This is a genomic window from Gordonia sp. IITR100, assembly GCF_002009645.1.
GTDB classification, from domain to species: domain Bacteria; phylum Actinomycetota; class Actinomycetes; order Mycobacteriales; family Mycobacteriaceae; genus Gordonia; species Gordonia hongkongensis.
Map to the genome: position 1 here is coordinate 1 of NZ_MVKV01000027.1, position 16,015 is coordinate 16,015.

General features: G+C 67.4%; 17 protein-coding genes. 9 read left to right on the plus strand and 8 right to left on the minus strand.

Translation table 11 applies throughout. The features are described 5' to 3' along the window. Positions 1 to 166: 166 nt before the first annotated feature. From B1818_RS22865 to B1818_RS22900, 8 genes are read right to left on the minus strand one after another with little or no spacing between them, the layout of a single operon-like run. A complete protein-coding gene (locus B1818_RS22865; protein ID WP_078114116.1) occupies positions 167 to 1,075 on the minus strand; it encodes an SDR family NAD(P)-dependent oxidoreductase in 909 nt (302 codons plus the stop codon). After that, the gene (locus tag B1818_RS22870) at positions 1,072 to 2,340 is read right to left on the minus strand and encodes a hypothetical protein (RefSeq protein WP_058252395.1); all 1,269 of its coding nucleotides are present in this window, start codon (positions 2,338 to 2,340) and stop codon (positions 1,072 to 1,074) included. Before B1818_RS22870 ends, B1818_RS22865 begins: the two co-directional genes overlap by 4 nt. Before the next feature lie 6 nt (positions 2,341 to 2,346). Continuing rightward, entirely contained in the window at positions 2,347 to 2,892 is a 546-nt protein-coding gene (locus B1818_RS22875; RefSeq protein WP_078114131.1) for a hypothetical protein, read from the minus strand. 54 nt (positions 2,893 to 2,946) lie between these two features. Next, positions 2,947 to 3,138, minus strand: coding sequence for a ferredoxin (locus B1818_RS22880; protein WP_058252397.1), 192 nt, complete (start codon positions 3,136 to 3,138; stop codon positions 2,947 to 2,949). Continuing rightward, the gene (locus B1818_RS22885) at positions 3,138 to 4,505 is read right to left on the minus strand and encodes a cytochrome P450 (protein WP_078114117.1); all 1,368 of its coding nucleotides are present in this window, start codon (positions 4,503 to 4,505) and stop codon (positions 3,138 to 3,140) included. The genes B1818_RS22880 and B1818_RS22885 overlap by 1 nt, the downstream gene beginning before the upstream one ends. Next, positions 4,502 to 5,314: an SDR family oxidoreductase gene (locus B1818_RS22890; protein WP_078114118.1), complete on the minus strand. Its 813-nt coding sequence runs from the start codon at positions 5,312 to 5,314 to the stop codon at positions 4,502 to 4,504. The genes B1818_RS22885 and B1818_RS22890 overlap by 4 nt, the downstream gene beginning before the upstream one ends. Further along, on the minus strand, positions 5,314 to 6,558 hold the full coding sequence (locus B1818_RS22895; RefSeq protein WP_058252400.1) for a cytochrome P450: 1,245 nt from the start codon (positions 6,556 to 6,558) through the stop codon (positions 5,314 to 5,316). Before B1818_RS22895 ends, B1818_RS22890 begins: the two co-directional genes overlap by 1 nt. Further along, positions 6,558 to 7,139 carry a TetR/AcrR family transcriptional regulator gene (locus tag B1818_RS22900; RefSeq protein WP_033206302.1) on the minus strand — a complete coding sequence of 194 codons (582 nt, stop codon included), beginning with the start codon at positions 7,137 to 7,139 and terminating at the stop codon, positions 6,558 to 6,560. The genes B1818_RS22895 and B1818_RS22900 overlap by 1 nt, the downstream gene beginning before the upstream one ends. A 64-nt stretch (positions 7,140 to 7,203) precedes the next feature. Here B1818_RS22900 and B1818_RS22905 point away from each other — a divergent pair, with 64 nt between their 5' ends. The 9 genes from B1818_RS22905 (at position 7,204) to B1818_RS22945 (ending at position 15,985) form a co-directional block, all read left to right on the plus strand. Further along, the gene (locus B1818_RS22905) at positions 7,204 to 8,670 is read left to right on the plus strand and encodes an aldehyde dehydrogenase (RefSeq protein ID WP_058252442.1); all 1,467 of its coding nucleotides are present in this window, start codon (positions 7,204 to 7,206) and stop codon (positions 8,668 to 8,670) included. A 232-nt stretch (positions 8,671 to 8,902) separates the two neighbouring features. Continuing rightward, entirely contained in the window at positions 8,903 to 9,643 is a 741-nt protein-coding gene (locus tag B1818_RS22910) for an SDR family oxidoreductase (protein WP_058252401.1), read from the plus strand. Then, positions 9,640 to 10,521, plus strand: coding sequence for an NAD(P)-dependent oxidoreductase (locus B1818_RS22915; RefSeq protein ID WP_058252402.1), 882 nt, complete (start codon positions 9,640 to 9,642; stop codon positions 10,519 to 10,521). The genes B1818_RS22910 and B1818_RS22915 overlap by 4 nt, the downstream gene beginning before the upstream one ends. Further along, positions 10,518 to 10,907, plus strand: coding sequence for a carboxymuconolactone decarboxylase family protein (locus B1818_RS22920; RefSeq protein ID WP_058252403.1), 390 nt, complete (start codon positions 10,518 to 10,520; stop codon positions 10,905 to 10,907). The genes B1818_RS22915 and B1818_RS22920 overlap by 4 nt, the downstream gene beginning before the upstream one ends. 8 nt (positions 10,908 to 10,915) lie before the next feature. Further along, positions 10,916 to 12,244, plus strand: coding sequence for an alpha/beta hydrolase domain-containing protein (locus B1818_RS22925; protein ID WP_058252404.1), 1,329 nt, complete (start codon positions 10,916 to 10,918; stop codon positions 12,242 to 12,244). A 124-nt stretch (positions 12,245 to 12,368) separates the two neighbouring features. Further along, the gene (locus B1818_RS22930; protein WP_058252405.1) at positions 12,369 to 13,244 is read left to right on the plus strand and encodes an ABC transporter permease; all 876 of its coding nucleotides are present in this window, start codon (positions 12,369 to 12,371) and stop codon (positions 13,242 to 13,244) included. A 5-nt stretch (positions 13,245 to 13,249) separates the two neighbouring features. Then, positions 13,250 to 14,023 carry an ABC transporter ATP-binding protein gene (locus B1818_RS22935; protein ID WP_058252406.1) on the plus strand — a complete coding sequence of 258 codons (774 nt, stop codon included), beginning with the start codon at positions 13,250 to 13,252 and terminating at the stop codon, positions 14,021 to 14,023. After that, positions 14,016 to 15,638, plus strand: coding sequence for an FAD-binding protein (locus B1818_RS22940; RefSeq protein ID WP_078114119.1), 1,623 nt, complete (start codon positions 14,016 to 14,018; stop codon positions 15,636 to 15,638). The genes B1818_RS22935 and B1818_RS22940 overlap by 8 nt, the downstream gene beginning before the upstream one ends. Beyond that, the gene (locus B1818_RS22945; RefSeq protein ID WP_058252408.1) at positions 15,635 to 15,985 is read left to right on the plus strand and encodes a ferredoxin family protein; all 351 of its coding nucleotides are present in this window, start codon (positions 15,635 to 15,637) and stop codon (positions 15,983 to 15,985) included. The genes B1818_RS22940 and B1818_RS22945 overlap by 4 nt, the downstream gene beginning before the upstream one ends. Positions 15,986 to 16,015 lie beyond the last annotated feature (30 nt).

Consider the following 16,015-nt stretch of genomic DNA (forward strand, 5'->3'; position numbering starts at 1 on the left):
TCAATAATCACAAGGCAGACAGGCACTTTCGCGTATCACACGCCGAACACCAGCAACATCAGTGAAATATCCAGGCTCAGGGAGCAGTGATTTGGCCGCTTCGCTCGCACCTCAGCTCAGGGAGCAAGAATTTGACCACTCACGCTCGTGGGCGGGTCCTCTCGGTTCAGGGAGCCGCCGGCCCGGCCAGGATGCCGGCGAGTTCGTCAAGGCTGTAGGGCGAGGTGCCCTTGTGGTCGCGGTAAGCGACGAAACTCGCCTGCTGCGACTCGAACCGGCCGATGAATCCACCGGCAGCGCTGAAGATCTCGCCGGTGATGTGCTCGGCCGCGTCACTGGCCAGGAACACGTACAGCGGGGCGACGTACTCGGGCGGGGCGGGATCGAGCGCCGCGTCGCGCGTGGGGTCGTCGAGGATTCCGCGACGATGGAGTCCTTCGATGTGGGCGACGTAGTCGTCGCCGGAGGACAACCTCGACTTCGCTCCCGGCATCACCACGTTGACGCGTACGTGATGATCCCGGAGGTCCGCGGCCGCGGCGAGGGCGAGTGCGTTGACGCCGCCCTTCGCCGCGGGATAGCCGCTGCCACCGAACATTCCGAGCGAGGCCGCCGAACCCGTGAGCACGACCGACCCCGATCCTTGTTCGACGAACACCCTCCCCGCGGCCTGTAGGAGATGGAAGGCGCTCATCAGGTGGGCGTCGATCTGCTCGCGGAACTCGTCGGAAGCGATCGTCAGCACCGTCGAACCGGGAGGTTCGGCGATGCCGGCGCAGTTGATGGCGATGTCGAGGGCACCGAACTCCGCCAGCGCCGCCTCGACCATCGCCTGCGCCACTCCGTCGTCACCCGCGGACCCGCGAACGCCCACGGCATATCCGCCGCCGCCGCGGATCTCGGCGACGGTGTCGTCGACGGCCTGTCCGTCGCGACCGTTGACGACGACCGAGACTCCCTGTCCGGCCAGCGCATACGAGACGGCCAGTCCGATACCGCGGGTCGCGCCTGCGACAACGGCGACCCGGCCCCCCAGTCCCGCGCCGCCAGGTGACCAACCGCCGCCCGACGTCACGCCGAGCTGCCCACCGGCGTGATCGGGATCGACCGCCCGCGGTCGACGAATTCGAAACTCGCGCCCCCGCTGAAGCGTGCGACGGCCACCTCACCGTACTCCTTCTGCGGCGTGTCCGCCTTGGTGATCCGGACGACGAGATCGCCGTCGGCCTCGGTCGCGTCCGCGACGACGAGATACGGATCGACGGCGGTCGCCGCCGCCTGCAACGGTTCGACGTGGTCGACATCGAGTATCGACGTCCAACCGCCGTCGGTCATCGCATAGGACTCCCGGGGGATTCGGACGGTGACCGTGTCCCCGTCGGCCTCTGCGGTGAGTCCCGTGTACTGGGTCGGACCGAAACACGGATGCAGTGCCAGTACCTGGGCGAGACCTGCGGCGTCGGCGGACAGATCGAGCGCGACGCGAATCCGGTCGGCAGCGAGTCCGGCGATGCCGATCAGCTGCTTGCGGAAGATCTCGGTGGTCTGCGCCTCGCTCTCGGCATACCTGCGCAGGCTGACGAGGAAGCCCAGCGACAGCAACTGGTGTTGCAGCGCAACCTCCTCGGCGACCCGCACCAGAGCCGACGTCGACCACTCCGCGAACTGCAGATCCTCGACGAGCGGGCCGCGGTAGTCGACCCAGCCGTCGGTCTCCGTGGTGTCGATGGCCGACAGGACGAGTTGACCGGCCCTCGTCTCGAACATGTCGACCGAATCCGGTGGGAGCGGCAGCTCGTCTCGATCCGGTTCGATCGTGACCGTCCACTCACAGTGCGGCGTGCGATCGACCGGTCGACGCGGGGGGCGATGAACCGGACGGATTCGTGCGCGCCGGTTGGTCGCGATCGCCGTCGCATCGAAGGTGGGGTCCTCGATGTCGTGGCACATGGTGGTCACGTAGTCGTCGCCGAGGGGTTCGACGTCGAGCAGCGCGCCGCAGTGATCGAGCACGAACGACCCGTGGTACTCGTCGTCGATGCGGTATCGGAAGTCCATGAACTGGGGTGGCGCACCGATGTCGAGTTGCAGACACTTGAACATGTCCTCGACACCGTCGCCGTCGATACCCAGGGCCGTGCGCATGCGATGCGTGTAGACCGGACTCGCGGCCATCCACTCCTCGATGGCGACCTTGCCCATCACGTCCCTGCCGAAGGCGCTGATGAGATGCGCCATGCCGCTGCGGTCGATCATCTGACCCGACAGCAGCAGTTCCGGTACGAGCACGGCGAGCTGATCCTGACTCAGACCTTGGTAGGTCGGGGCTGTGGAAGTCATGTCAGTTCACCAGAACGCGACCGGGGCCTTGCCGAAGTCGTACCAACCCGGCAGATTACCCGGCGCCGACTTCTCCACACGCTTGAGCATCGGCTCACTCATCGCGTTGTTCTTCATCATCTCGATGAAGAGAGCCGAGACGTTGCCGTAGTCGAAGAAGTCACGCTGCCAACGGAACTGGAAGTTTCCTCCGTACTTGAACCAGCTACCCTGGATGCCCTCGAGGGCGTAGTGGCTGCCGTCGTCGCGTGTGCCCTCGTAGATCTGCTTCCACAGTCCGATCATGTCGCCGGTCTGGTCATCGATGACCCACGCCTGGTACGGGTACTCCCACCCCTGCAGACCCTCCATCTCCTGTCCGAGGGCGAGCTCGCGGATCTCCTCGCGGCCGACGGCCATGAAATCCTTGTTGGGGCCGTAGTTCCACCCGTAGGTGGCATCCTCGGTGTAGAAGTCGGCCAGGGGCTTCCAGTCCCCCGCCTTTTCGGCCTCGATGTTGGCGGCGAGCCACCGCTCCTTCATCTCGTCGAGTTCGGCACGGTCAAAAGACATGTGTTCCACCTTTATTCGATCGTTCGGGTCTTGCGTGGGCGACGTGGTCGGAGCTCAGTCCTCGATGATCCGAAGGGCCTGAGTCGGGCAGTAGTGCACGCCGGCCTCGACCTCGGCGCGCTGGGATTCGTCCGGGGTCGCGTCGAGGATCTCCACATGATCGGTGTGCGCGGCGAAGACCTCGGGCGCCTCGAGCTCACACATCCCATGTCCCTGGCAGAGGTCCAGGTCCACCTCGACGCGCATCACGCGTCCTGACGCTTGCGGTAGGCGACGCGGCAGGGTTGCTGCAGCTGGACCACCATCTTCGAGTGGTCGTTGCGGTAGCTCTCCGGCGGCTGCAACATCTCGAACTCGTAGTTCTGGAAGAGCACCGAGAAGATGGCCTTCAGTTGCATGATCGCGAATTGCGCACCGACGCAACGGTGACGACCGGCGCCGAAGGGGATCCAGGTCCAGCGATTGACCAGATCCTCCTGCCGCGGTTTGTCGTAACGGTCGGGGTCGAAGGTGTCCGCCTCGGGGAAGTCCTCGGGCAGCCGGTTGGAGATCGCCGGCGAGACGGCGATCGACTGCCCGGCCTTCACCTCGAAGTCCTCGACGTGAAAGTCGTTCTGCACCACGCGCATGAGGATGATGAGCGGCGGGTGCAGCCGCAGCGCTTCTTTGAGCGCGTTCTCGAGCTGTGGCATCTGACGGGTGTGCGCAAAGGTGTATTCCGGGCGCTCGCCGGGCGGGGTCTCGCCGTAGATCTCGTCGAGCTCCTCGTACACGCGTTGCATGTAGTCGGGGTTGCGCAGCAGTTCGATGAGGGTCCACGCGGCGGTGCCCGACGTCGTGTGGTGGCCCGCGAACATCATCGAGATGAACATGCCGGTGATGGTGTTGGCGTCGAATCCGACCTGGACGAGGACGTCCATCAGGTCGCGATCTTCCTTGTCCTCGGTCGGATTCGCGATCCGTTCGTCCATCACGCCCTGGATGAACTCGACCAGTTCGGCCCGGGCCTCGTCGCGCTTGCGGAAGCTCTCGATGTCGGCGTTGTAGTCAACGTAGGCGATCGGGTCCGTGCCCTTCTCGAGATCGTGGAACAGGTGGGCGATGTGCCCGTTGAGCCGCTCCCGGAACTTCCGCCCGATGAGGCACGACGACGACGTGTAGAGGGTCAGCTCGGCGAAGAAGTCCAGCAGATCGATCTCGCCCTCGTCCCCCCAGTCGGCGATGATCCGCTCGACCTCGTTGGGGATGGTCACCGCGTGCTGCTTCATGTGCGCGCCCTTGAGCGCCGAGTTGTGGATCGCCTTGGACCGCTCCTCTGGACTCGTGTCGAACACGACGCCCTCGCCGAAGACCGGTGTCATGAACGGGTAGGCGGCGGCCTGGTCGAGGTCCTCCTCGGGGGCGCGGAAAAATTCCTCGTTCGCGGCCGATCCGGAGACGAGAACAACCTCACGGTCGGCGAGTTGGAACATGCCGACGTCCCCGCATTCCTCCCGCACGCGCCAGAACAGTGCGAGCGGATCGGTGGCGAGTTCGTCGAGATGTCCGTGTTCGCCCTCGCCACCCGAGACGCGATTCGGTTGTTTCAGGCCTGATTCGGTGATGGCGGTCATCCATCCGTCCCCTTCTCCTGTGCTGCCTGTCGTTTCTTGTCGCTGACTGCGCCTTCGGCCTCCACCTCGACCGACCGCATGTGCGCACCGCGAGGCATGGTCACCATGGCGGCGACGGCCTGCGCGATGTGTTCGGGCGAGAGGAAGTTGCCATGACGGGCCAGACCGTGTGTGATCCAGTCGTTCAGCATGTTCTCGGTCGTCTTCGGGTCGAGGTTCATCCCCATGCCGGTGAGTGTCTGCCCGGGCCGCACGACTCCCGCACGGACACCGGTTCCCTCGAGCTCGAGCTGAATGGTCGCCACCAGCCCATCGATACCGGACTTCGCGGCTACGTAGGCCGACGACCACGGCCGGGGGTGGATGGCGACATCGGACCCGATGAACACGAAATCGCCTCGCGCACGGTCGATCATGCCGCCGATCACGGCGCGGTAGATACGGTACGCGCCGGTGAGGTGGATGTTGATCTGATCGGCGAAATGATCGGTGCCGGTCTCGTAGGAGAGACCGACTGCGAGATCACCGGCGCCGGCGACGACGATCTCCAGCGGCCCCAGCGCCGCCTCGGCCTTCGCCACGCAATCCAACACCGATTGCTCGTCGGTGACGTCCAACGGTACCGCGACGGCTTCGCCGCCGGCGGCCGTGATCTTGTCGGCGAGTTCCTGTAGCTTCTCCAACCGGCGGGCGGCCAGGGCGACGGGATGGCCCGCGGCGGAGAGGAATTCGGCCGTGGCGGCGCCGATTCCCGACGACGCGCCCGCGACGAGGACCGGTCGGCGCTCGGGATGGGGACGGAAAGCCATCAGCGCACCGTCACCTTCACCGGGAGCTCGGCGAAGCCGCGCACGTTCACCGAGTGGACCCGTACCGCCTTGTCGGCATCGATCTCCACTGCCCGGATCGACTTGATCACTTCGGTCAGGCCGATGTTGGCCTCGAGGCGCGCGAGGTGCGCCCCGAGGCAGAAGTGGGCGCCCAGGCCGAAACTCATCAGGGACTGGGCGCAGTCGCGGCCGATCTCGTACCGGTCGGCGTCGGCGCCGAACACCTCGACGTCGCGGTTCGCCGAACCGACGAGCAGGAGTACACGGTCGCCCGCCGGGATCACGAAGTCGCCATAAGGGGCATCCTCGATCACCCGCCGCACGACGATCTGCGTCGAGTTGTCGTAGCGCAGCGTCTCCTCGGTCCAGTCCGGGACGACGACTTCCGGGTCGGCGAAGACCTTGGCGAGCTCGTCCGGATTGCGCCAGCCCCAATACAGGGCGTTGGCAAGCAGTTTGGTGGTGGTCTCGTTGCCCGCCACCACCATCAGAACCATGAACCCGACGATCTCGTCCTCGGTGAGCTTCGTCTTCTCACCGGTCTCGTCGTCGTCGATCTCGGCCGCGATGAGGGCCGAGACCAGATCCTCGCCGGGGTTCTTGCGACGGTCGGCGATGAGCTCCGAATAGTACTTGTGCAGTTCGATGTACGCGTACACCGCCGCCTCGGGAAGGTCGAGGTCGCCGTCCTCGCGATGCAACAGCAGGTCGGACTGGTGGCGCAGCCGGGTGCGATCGGCTTCGGGCACTCCCAGCAGTTCGGACACGACGTCCATCGGGAGCAGGGCGGCGAAGTCGTGCACGAAGTCGAACTCGCCCTTGTCGAGACATCTGCTCCAATGCTGATGGGTGAGGGCGGTGATCCGGCCGGTGAGTTCGTTGACGCGGCGAGGCGTGAAGCCCTTGGAGACGAGTTTGCGGATACGCATGTGCTTGGGGTCGTCCATGGCGAGGAACGACATCGACTTGTGCGCGTCGGGACCGTACGCCGAGGGGTCCATCGACACGCCCCAGCTGTTCGAGAGTCGTTGTGTGTCACGGAATGCGGCACGGACGTCGGCGTGTCCGGCGAGGGCCCAGAAGTTCATCCCGCCGTGGTAGTAGACCGGAGCCTCCGCGCGGAGACGGGAATAGGTCGGGTAGGGATCCTCGTGGAAACCATAGGCATACGGGTCGAAGGGGAGCTCGTGCTCCATCCCCGACACCGCCGTCGTTTCGGTCATCACTTCTCCATCAGTAGATGTGCGGCTGCGACAAGACGTTCGGAGGTCTGCTCGTAGGTCATGTGCCCCATACCGGCGTAGACCAGGCCGCCGGAGTAGATCATCTCCAGGGCGTCGAGCAGCGGGCCCGGGTTCTCCGGGTCCTCTTCGAGGGCGGCGGCGAGACGACGCCGGATGAATGCGCCGATTCGCACGCGCAGGTGTTCGACGTCAGGGTCACTGCCCAGCAGGGCCACCGTGACCGCACCACCCAGCTGCCCCTCGCCGGCCACGACCAGCGCGACCTCCCGAAGCACCTGCGCGACGCGCTCACTCCGCGGTGCACCGGGATCCGGTTCGAGCACCCCGGCCGAGAGGCGACGCCAGAACACCTCGGCGACGAGGTGACTCTTCGACGAGAAGTAGGTGTAGGCGGTAGCCGGCGCGACCCCGGCGATCTTGGCCACCGACCGCACGGTCAGACCGTCGAAACCCTCGGCGTTCAGCACGTCGACCGCGGCATCGGTGAGGCGTGTGACCGTCTCCGCCTGCTGCTGGGTCAGCCTGCGGCGGGTGGATTCCTGAGACACGGGACTGGACATGTGAGCCACGCTACACTAGGTTTGAACGCGAGTCCAGACACCTGTCCAGATGGAGTTCCAGCTCATGCCTCTTCGCCCCGAATCCGCGTCGGATCTGTTGATCGACGGCAAGCTCACCCCCGGGAGCGGTGGCGTCTTCGACGTCGTCAATCCCGCGACCGAGGAGGTCATCGGGCAGGCGGCCGACGCCACCGCGGCCGACATGGATGCCGCCATCACGGCGGCGCGCACCGCCTTCGACACCACCGACTGGTCGCGCGATCACGCCTTCCGCGCTCGCTGCCTGCGTCAGCTGCGCGACGCACTGCTCGCCCACGGCGACGAGCTCCGCGAGCTCACCATCGCCGAGGTGGGATGCCCGTCGTTCCTCACCCACGGCCCGCAGTTCGAGGGACCCGTCACCGATCTGGGCTACTTCGCCGACCTCGCCGAGAGCTATGAGTGGACTCGCGACCTCGGCACCGCGAAACCCATGGGACTGAAGAACCACCGTGAGCTGCGCTCGGAGGCGGTCGGCGTCGTCGGCGCGATCACCCCGTGGAACTTCCCGCACCAGATCAACTTCGCCAAGATCGGACCCGCCCTCGCCGCCGGGTGCACGGTGGTGCTCAAGCCCGCGCCCGACACCCCGTGGTGTGCGGCGCTCGTCGGCAAGGTGGTCGCCGAGGAGACGGACTTCCCGCCGGGCGTCCTCAACATCGTCACCTCGACCGACCATCAGCTCGGCGCCCAGCTCAGCACCGACCCTCGCGTCGACCTGGTCTCGTTCACCGGCTCCACCGCGACGGGCAAGAAGGTGATGGCGGCCGCCTCCGAGTCGCTGAAGAAGGTGTTCCTGGAGCTGGGCGGCAAGTCGGCCTTCATCGTCCTCGACGACGCCGACATCGGATCCGCCTGCGCCATGGCCGCGTTCAACGTCGTCACCCATGCCGGCCAGGGGTGCGCGATCACGACGCGTCTCGTGGTGCCGCGCGGCAGCCTCGATGAGGCGATCACGGCCACCCGCGACGCGATGGCCGGCCTGCCCGCCGGGGACCCGACCGACGGCGGCACCATCTGCGGACCGGTCATCTCGGCCCGGCAGCGCCAGCGCATCGAGTCCTACATCGAACTCGCCACCAGTGAGGGCGGCACGATCGAGATCGGCGGCGGCCGTCCCGCCGACAGGCCCGCCGGATTCTTCGTCGAACCGACCCTGATCTCGGGTCTGGACAACTCGGCGCGAGTGGCGCAGGAAGAGATCTTCGGCCCGGTGCTCGTGATCATCCCCCACGACGGCGACGACGACGCGATCCGCATCGCCAACGACTCGCCGTACGGGTTGTCCGGCATGGTCTACGGGACCGATGAGGACCGGATCAACAAGGTCGTCAACGGAGTTCGTACCGGAACGATGGGCGTCAACGGCGGCATCTGGTATTCCGCCGACGTCCCGTTCGGCGGTTTCAAACAGTCGGGCATCGGCCGCGAGATGGGTGTCGCCGGTTTCGAGGAGTACCTGGAGACCAAGGCCGTCGCCCGCCCGGCGTGACCCTTCGAGGCTCGTCGCTATCGCTCCTCGCACCTCAGGGAGCAAAAGCCTCGCGCTATCGCTCCTCGCACCTCAGGGAGCAAAAGCCTCGCGCGATCGCTCCTCGCACCTCAGGGAGCAGATTCGACCGCCCCCTGAGGTGCGACAAACCGAGCCGTTGCCCCCGCCCCCTGAGGTGCGAGCGAAGCGAGCCACGAAGGGCCAGCACATCATCCACACAGAAAGCAGGACAATGAGTTCTAAGCGTTTCGAGAACAAGACCATCATCGTCACCGGCGCCGCCGGCGGGATCGGCGAGGCCTATGCGCGTGCCCTCGCCGCGGAGGGCGCGAACGTCGTGGTCGCCGACCTCGCCGACGAGAAGGGCAAGCAGGTCGCGGCCGACATCGGCGGACTGTACGTCAGCACCGATGTCGCGGAAGAGGATTCGGCGAAGGCGCTCGCCGCCGCCACCGTCGACGCCTACGGTTCGATCGACGGTCTGGTGAACAACGCCGCGATCTACGGCGGGATGAAACTCGACTTCCTCATCACGGTGCCCTGGGACTATTACAAGAAGTTCATGAGCGTGAACCTCGATGGTGCACTCAACGTGACCCGGGCGGTCTACCCGCACATGACCAACGGCGGCGGCGCCATCGTCAACCAGTCCTCGACCGCCGCATGGCTGTACAGCGGCTTCTACGGGCTGGCCAAGGTCGGCGTCAACGGGCTGACCCAGCAGCTCGCCACCGAGCTCGGCGGGCAGAACATCCGTGTCAACGCGATCGCCCCGGGACCCATCGACACCGAGGCGACCCGGAGCACGACGCCCAAGGAGATGGTCGCCGACATCGTGGACCGGCTGCCGCTGAAGCGTTTCGGCACTCCCGAGGATCTCGTCGGAATGTGCCTGTTCCTGCTGTCCGACGAAGCCGGGTGGATCACCGGGCAGATCTTCAACGTCGACGGCGGCCAGGTCATCCGCTCATGAGCGAGTCGTCCCCCATCCGTCTGGGGTATGTCGGACTCGGCAACATCGGTGGGCCGATGGCCGGGAGCCTCGCCGCCTGGGCGGGTGGGCTGACGGTGTTCGACCTGTCGTCCGACGCCGTCGCGAAGGTCGTGGAGAAGGGCGCCACCGCTGCGGAATCGCTCGCCGATCTCGCCGCGTCGGCCGACATCATCGGCATCTGCGTGCTCGACGACGCGCAGGTCCGAACCGTGGTCGCGGGTCCGGACGGCCTGCTGTCGGCAGCTCGCCCGGGCACCGTCATCACCGTCCACTCGACCATCGCGCCGGAGACCGCCGTCGAACTGGCGGATCTGTGCGCGGCGCGCGAGGTGACACTGCTCGACGCACCGATCTCCGGTGGTGCGATGGGCGCGGCGTCGGGCCGCCTCGCGATCATGGTCGGTGGACCGCGGGACGCGTACGAGAAGCTGAAGGAACCGTTCGCGCTGACCGCCGACATGCTGGTCCACGCGGGGCCCGAGGTCGGCGCGGGTACCCGGATGAAGCTGGCGCGCAACCTCCTCCACTTCATCTCGTTCACCGCGACCACCGAGGCCGCGCGACTGGCCGAGGCCGCCGGCATCGACATCACCAAGCTCGGCAAGGTGGTCCGGCACTCCGACGCCGTGACCGGTGGGGCCGGGGCGATCATGTTGCGCGACACCACCGCTCCCGTCGAGCGCGACGATCCCTGGTACGGAATCCTCGCCGGCGTCCGTACCCTGGGCGAGAAGGACCTGACGCTCGCACTCGCACTCGGTGAGGAACTCGGCGTCGACCTGCCCCTCGGGCAGCTCGCGTTGCGGAACCTGGCCACCGGGCTCGGTGTCCCCCACCTCGAAGGAGAACCAGCATGACCCGTTCCAACATCTCCGACGACACACCCGACGAGGCACGCAAGCGCGGCCTCGCCAAGATGTCAGAGGTCTACGGCTGGGAGGTGAGCGACGGCCCGGGCGACTACTTCGCACACACCGCCGACCAGGTGTTCGGCAATGTGTGGGCGCGAGACGGTCTGTCCAACCGTGATCGTCGGCTGCTCCTGCTCGGCGCGCTCGCCGCGAGCAACAACATCGACGTCGCCGAGATCCAGGCCGGTGCCGCACTCGGGAACGGAGAGCTCACCCCAGAGCAGCTCGAGGAGATCAGCCTCTTCCTCTGCTACTACGTAGGCTGGCCGCAGGGCACCAAGATGCACTTCATGTTCGGTGAGGTGATCAAGCAGCACCGGAAGAAGAAGTGAGTCGACCTATGCGGTTTCGAGTCCTACAGGGCGGCGACGGGTGTTCGTTGCTCAGCGCCTCTCCCCTCCCCGACCTCGCCGCGGCCGGATACACCGACATCGAGTACGCGGCGTCGGGGGTGGCCGAGAAGATCGTCGGGGACCCGCCCGCGCCCGCCGCCGAGTTCACGACCCGGGTCGTCGTCCGACGCCCAGCGGAGCCCGCGACGTTCAGCGGCTGCGTTGTCGTCGAGTGGCTGAACGTCAGCAGTGGCGCCGACGCCGCCCCCGAATACTCCTATGTGGCTGCTGAACTGGTCCGTTCCGGGCACGCCTGGATCGGGGTCTCGGCCCAGTTCGTCGGAGTGGAGGGCGGCACGGGCTCGGTCGGCGTCGCGACCGGTGCGCCGCAGAGTCTCGCCGCCAAGGACCCGGAACGGTATGCCGGACTCCACCATCCTGGTGATGCGTACTGTTACGACATCTTCAGCTCGATCGGACGGGCCGCCCGGGACACCGCTGGGGCCGACCATCCCCTCGCGGGCCTGACGGTCGCCACCGTGCTCGCGATCGGCGAATCACAGTCGGCGATGGCCCTGACGACCTACGTGAACGCCATCGGCCCGGATGCGGCGCCGTTCGACGGATACCTCATCCACAGCCGCGCGGCCGCCGGGTTGCCCGCAGGCGAGGTCGGTTCGGGCATCGACGTGGCGACCGTCTTCGGGCGCGAGCCCACCACGATCCGCGCCGACCTCGACGCACCGGTGTTCGTGGTGCAGACCGAGACCGACGTCCTGACCAACTTCCGTTATCACACTGCGCGGCAACCGGATTCCGACCGGTTACGCGTGTGGGAAATGGCGGGCACGTCCCACGCCGACCTGCACCAGGTCGGCGACTTCGAGGAGTTCCTCGGCTGCCCTGACCCCGTCAACCGGGGTCAGCAGCGTTTCGTCCTGCGGGCTGCGTTGCGGCACCTGCGATCCTGGGCCGACGGTGGCGATCCGCCGCCGGCAGCCGACCCGCTGGCCCTCCGGGACATCGACGGCGCCGACCCCGTGTTCGAGCTGGACGACATCGGCAACGTCCGGGGCGGGGTCCGGACGCCGTGCGTCGACGCACCGACCCAGGTCCTCAGCGGGATCGTCGCCGACCCCGTCTCCCGCATCTGCCTGCTGTTCGGCACGACATTCCCCGTCCCCGCCGACGCGTTGGCGGCCCGGTACGGAACGCGCGACGAATACGAGAAGCACTACCGGAACGCCGCCGACGCCGCCATCGCGGGCGGATTCGTCCTCGCCGAGGACCGTGACGAGCTGCTCGCCGACGCCAATCCGGACCTGATCCCGAACTGACCGTCCGCCGAATCGTCTCGGCGCGCGGCGGTTTGAAAATCACCATGACTCCAACGGTGCCGGTGGAGTCGAGTTCTCAGTAGCGTCCCAGAAGTCCTGCCAGCCCTCTCCCAGGCGGATTTCGATGACTCTAGAACTCACGACACCGGTCGGTGTCGCCCCCGCCCCGTCCGCGGCCGGGCCCGTCGACGTGCCGTCCGACGGCCCGGCGGCCCGAGTACGTCGGCGACGGCTCTCCCGTCACGCCGCCACACGCACGCTCCGTCAGTCCATCGGCCTGATCCTGGTCGTCGTCATCTGGCAGGTCGGCGCGCGGGGATGGCTCGGCGCGACCACCCCCGCACCCACCGAGGTGGTCGAGGCGGGCTGGGAACTGATCAGCACCGGTGAACTCTGGACCCATCTGGCCGCGTCGGGGCGGCGCGTCGCGATCGGACTGGCGATCGGGATCGCCATCGGCGCGGTGCTCGGCGCGGCCGCCGGCCTCTTCAAGGTCGCCGAAGACCTGGTCAACGCACCGGTCCAGGTGCTGCGGATGATGCCCGCCGTGGCCCTCGTCCCGGTCTTCATCATCTGGTTCGGGATCGGCGACTCGTTCAAGATCGCCCTGATCATCGTCGCCCCGATCTTCCCCATCTATCTCAACTTCCTCGCCGGCATCCGGGGCGTGGACCAGAAGCTCATCGAAGCCGCCGAATCGCTGGAGCTGACGCGTTTCGAACTCGTGCGATACGTGGTCCTGCCGGGCGCACTACCGCAGATCTTCGTCGGGCTACGACAGGCGCTGGGCATCGGTTGGCTCGTCCTGGTCGTCGCGGAGATGCAGACCACCCCGGTCGGTCTGGGCTTCCTGATGAACGACGCCAAGGAGTACCTACGCACCGATCAGATCTTCCTGGTCCTGGTGATCTACGCGGTACTCGGACTGCTCACCGACATCGGCGTGCGAATACTCGAGCGTCGGTTCCTGTCGTGGCGCAACGGATTCGAAGGTAGGTGAGTGGAATGTCCGCAGATCGAGTCGACGGTGTCCGCGTCCTCGGCGCCGGGCGCGAGTTCGACGGCCGGCGGGTTCTCGACCGCGTGGATCTGACCATCGCCCGGGGCGAGTTCGTCGCGCTGCTCGGAGCGAGTGGTTCCGGGAAGAGCACCCTTCTCCGGGGGATCGGCGGGCTCGACCGCGGTTTCACCGGCACGATCGAGGCACCCTCGGCCAAGGCCATCGTGTTCCAGGAGCACCGACTCATGCCCTGGATGTCGGTGTGGCGCAACGTCGCGCTCGGGCTGCGCGGCGGTGACACCGAGGCCCGCGCGCTCCGCGCACTCGACGAGGTGGGGCTGGCGGCCAAGTCCGGCGCCTGGCCGTCCACGCTCTCGGGTGGCGAGGCCCAGCGCACCGCGCTGGCACGCGCACTCGTCCGGGAGCCCGACCTGCTGTTGCTCGACGAACCGTTCGGCGCGCTCGACGCCCTGACCCGGATCAATGCCCAACGCCTGGTGGCCCGGTTGTGGGAAGCGCACCGTCCGGCAACACTGCTGGTGACGCACGACGTCGAGGAAGCCCTTCTGCTCGCGGATCGCGCGCTGATCCTGCGGGCCGGCCGGATCGCACAGGAGATCGTCGTGGATCTACCTCGCCCACGCCAGGTCACCGATCCCGAATTCGTCGCCCTCCGTTCACAACTGCTCGCCGGGCTCGGCGTCGGCGGAACCGACGCCGAATCCACCGGCCCCACAACGACACCGACAACGACACGCCGGGAGTTCACCCATGTCTGACGTACTGACCCTGTCCACGGACGTGCTGGTGATCGGCGGTGGTCCCGCCGCGACCTGGGCCGCCATCCACGCTCGCGACGCCGGAGCCGAGGTGATCGTCGTGGACAAGGGTTACTGCGGTGCGTCGGGTACGACGGCCCCGGCCGGGACCGGGGTCTGGTACGTCGTCCCGGACCCGGACAAGCGCTCGGCGGCGAAGGCGAGTCGCGAAGCGCTCGGTGGGTATCTCGCGGACCACGCCTGGATGGACCGGGTTCTCGACAGGACCTACGCGAACATGCACCGGCTGGGCACCGAGGGTCGCTACCCGTTCCCGATCGACGAGCACACCGGGGAGCCCATCCGCACCGGTGTCCAGGGCCCGGAGTACATGCGTCGCATGCGCGCGTGGGTCCGGCGCCGCGGTGTACAGATCCTCGATCACTCCCCTGTCCTGCAACTCCTCACCGACAGCCAGGGCGCCGTGCGGGGCGCCGCCGGACACCAGCGGCAGACAGGCCGGGACTTCCGGATCTCGGCCGGCGCCGTCGTCGTGGCGACGGGCGGATGTGCGTTCCTGTCTAAGGCACTGGGCAGCAACGTCGACACCGGCGACGGCGCACTGATGGCGGCGGAGGTGGGTGCCTCGTTCTCCGGGATGGAGTTCGCCAACGCGTACGCGATCGTGCCGAAGGGCTCCACGGTGACCAAGACCGCGTACTACGGCTACGCCACCTTCTTCCACGCCGACGGACGCATCGTCGAGGGTGCGGGATCGACGAAGGGGCGGTCGGTGATCGCACGGACTCTGCTGCAGGAGAAGGTCTACGCACAGCTGGACCGGGCCGATGAGCGAGTGGCGGCACAGATGCGCCAGGGTCAACCCAACTTCTTCCTCCAGTTCGACCGCCGGGGCATCAACCCGTTCACCGACCGGTTCGAGGTCGATCTCCTCGCCGAGGGCACCGTTCGCGGAACCGGTGGCATCGACATCGTCGACGCGGACTGCTGGACCGGCGTCCCGGGTCTCTACGCGGCCGGCGACGCCGCCACCCGCGAGCGGATCTGCGGTGGCTTCACCGGCGGCGGCAGCCACAACTCCGCCTGGGCGATGTCGTCGGGCGGTTTCGCAGGCGCTGCAGCGGCACGAGCGGCCCGCGACGCGGGCGGGGCATCCCCACTCGATCGGCTCTCGGGCGCCGGCACCGTCGGATTGGACTCCGCCCGGAGCGGGATCACACCCGACGAGGTGGTGACCGCCGCACAGGGCGAACTGATCCCCTTCGAGAAGAACTACCTGCGTCACGGCGACCGTATGGGTCCGGCGCTGAACGCCCTGGACTCGCTGTGGGATGAGGTCTCCGGCCCGGCCTACGGCGCCCGCACACCGGCGGGGCGCGTCCGCGCGCGGGAGGCGGCTGCGATCACCGCGGTCGGACGGTGGATCTACCGATCCGCACTCGCCCGCACCGAATCCCGCGGGATGAGCAAGCGCGCCGACCACCCCGAGCTCGACCCGGCACTGGGCGATCACGTCCGCACCGGCGGACTCGGCGATGTCTGGGTCGCCGCACCCGGATCGGCTGTCCGCCGGCCAGACCCGGCCCCTCGGCTCGCCGTCAGGATTCCCGCGTGATCGAGCTCGTCGTCGCGTCGGCGTGTATCGCCTGCGACAAATGCGTGAATGCCTGTCCCACCAACGTCTTCGACACCGGACCCGACGGCGTACCGGTCATCGCACGGCAGTCCGACTGCCAGACCTGCTTCATGTGCGAGGCGTACTGCCCCACCGACGCTCTCTACGTCAGCCCGGAGTCGTCCCCACTCGGCACCCGAGAATCGTTGCCGCTCGAGCTGATCGGCAGCTACCGGGAGCGGCTCGGCTGGGGCAAGGGGCGCGCACCAGGAAGCCTCACCGCGGTCGGGCCCCCGATCCCGCATGGAGACCCGCCACCCCGGCTCGTCGAGCAACACGCCGACTGACCGGCTCACCCCGTTCATCCCTTCAGATCG

Bases quoted from the DNA above. Each gene is read 5' to 3' on its own strand.
- B1818_RS22870 (WP_058252395.1), bottom strand. From the start codon at position 2,340: ATGACTTCCACAGCCCCGACCTACCAAGGTCTGAGTCAGGATCAGCTC.
- B1818_RS22875 (WP_078114131.1), bottom strand. From the start codon at position 2,892: ATGTCTTTTGACCGTGCCGAACTCGACGAGATGAAGGAGCGGTGGCTC.
- B1818_RS22880 (WP_058252397.1), bottom strand. From the start codon at position 3,138: ATGCGCGTCGAGGTGGACCTGGACCTCTGCCAGGGACATGGGATGTGT.
- B1818_RS22885 (WP_078114117.1), bottom strand. From the start codon at position 4,505: ATGACCGCCATCACCGAATCAGGCCTGAAACAACCGAATCGCGTCTCG.
- B1818_RS22890 (WP_078114118.1), bottom strand. From the start codon at position 5,314: ATGGCTTTCCGTCCCCATCCCGAGCGCCGACCGGTCCTCGTCGCGGGC.
- B1818_RS22895 (WP_058252400.1), bottom strand. From the start codon at position 6,558: ATGACCGAAACGACGGCGGTGTCGGGGATGGAGCACGAGCTCCCCTTC.
- B1818_RS22900 (WP_033206302.1), bottom strand. From the start codon at position 7,139: ATGTCCAGTCCCGTGTCTCAGGAATCCACCCGCCGCAGGCTGACCCAG.
- B1818_RS22905 (WP_058252442.1), top strand. From the start codon at position 7,204: ATGCCTCTTCGCCCCGAATCCGCGTCGGATCTGTTGATCGACGGCAAG.
- B1818_RS22910 (WP_058252401.1), top strand. From the start codon at position 8,903: ATGAGTTCTAAGCGTTTCGAGAACAAGACCATCATCGTCACCGGCGCC.
- B1818_RS22915 (WP_058252402.1), top strand. From the start codon at position 9,640: ATGAGCGAGTCGTCCCCCATCCGTCTGGGGTATGTCGGACTCGGCAAC.
- B1818_RS22920 (WP_058252403.1), top strand. From the start codon at position 10,518: ATGACCCGTTCCAACATCTCCGACGACACACCCGACGAGGCACGCAAG.
- B1818_RS22925 (WP_058252404.1), top strand. From the start codon at position 10,916: ATGCGGTTTCGAGTCCTACAGGGCGGCGACGGGTGTTCGTTGCTCAGC.
- B1818_RS22930 (WP_058252405.1), top strand. From the start codon at position 12,369: ATGACTCTAGAACTCACGACACCGGTCGGTGTCGCCCCCGCCCCGTCC.
- B1818_RS22935 (WP_058252406.1), top strand. From the start codon at position 13,250: ATGTCCGCAGATCGAGTCGACGGTGTCCGCGTCCTCGGCGCCGGGCGC.
- B1818_RS22940 (WP_078114119.1), top strand. From the start codon at position 14,016: ATGTCTGACGTACTGACCCTGTCCACGGACGTGCTGGTGATCGGCGGT.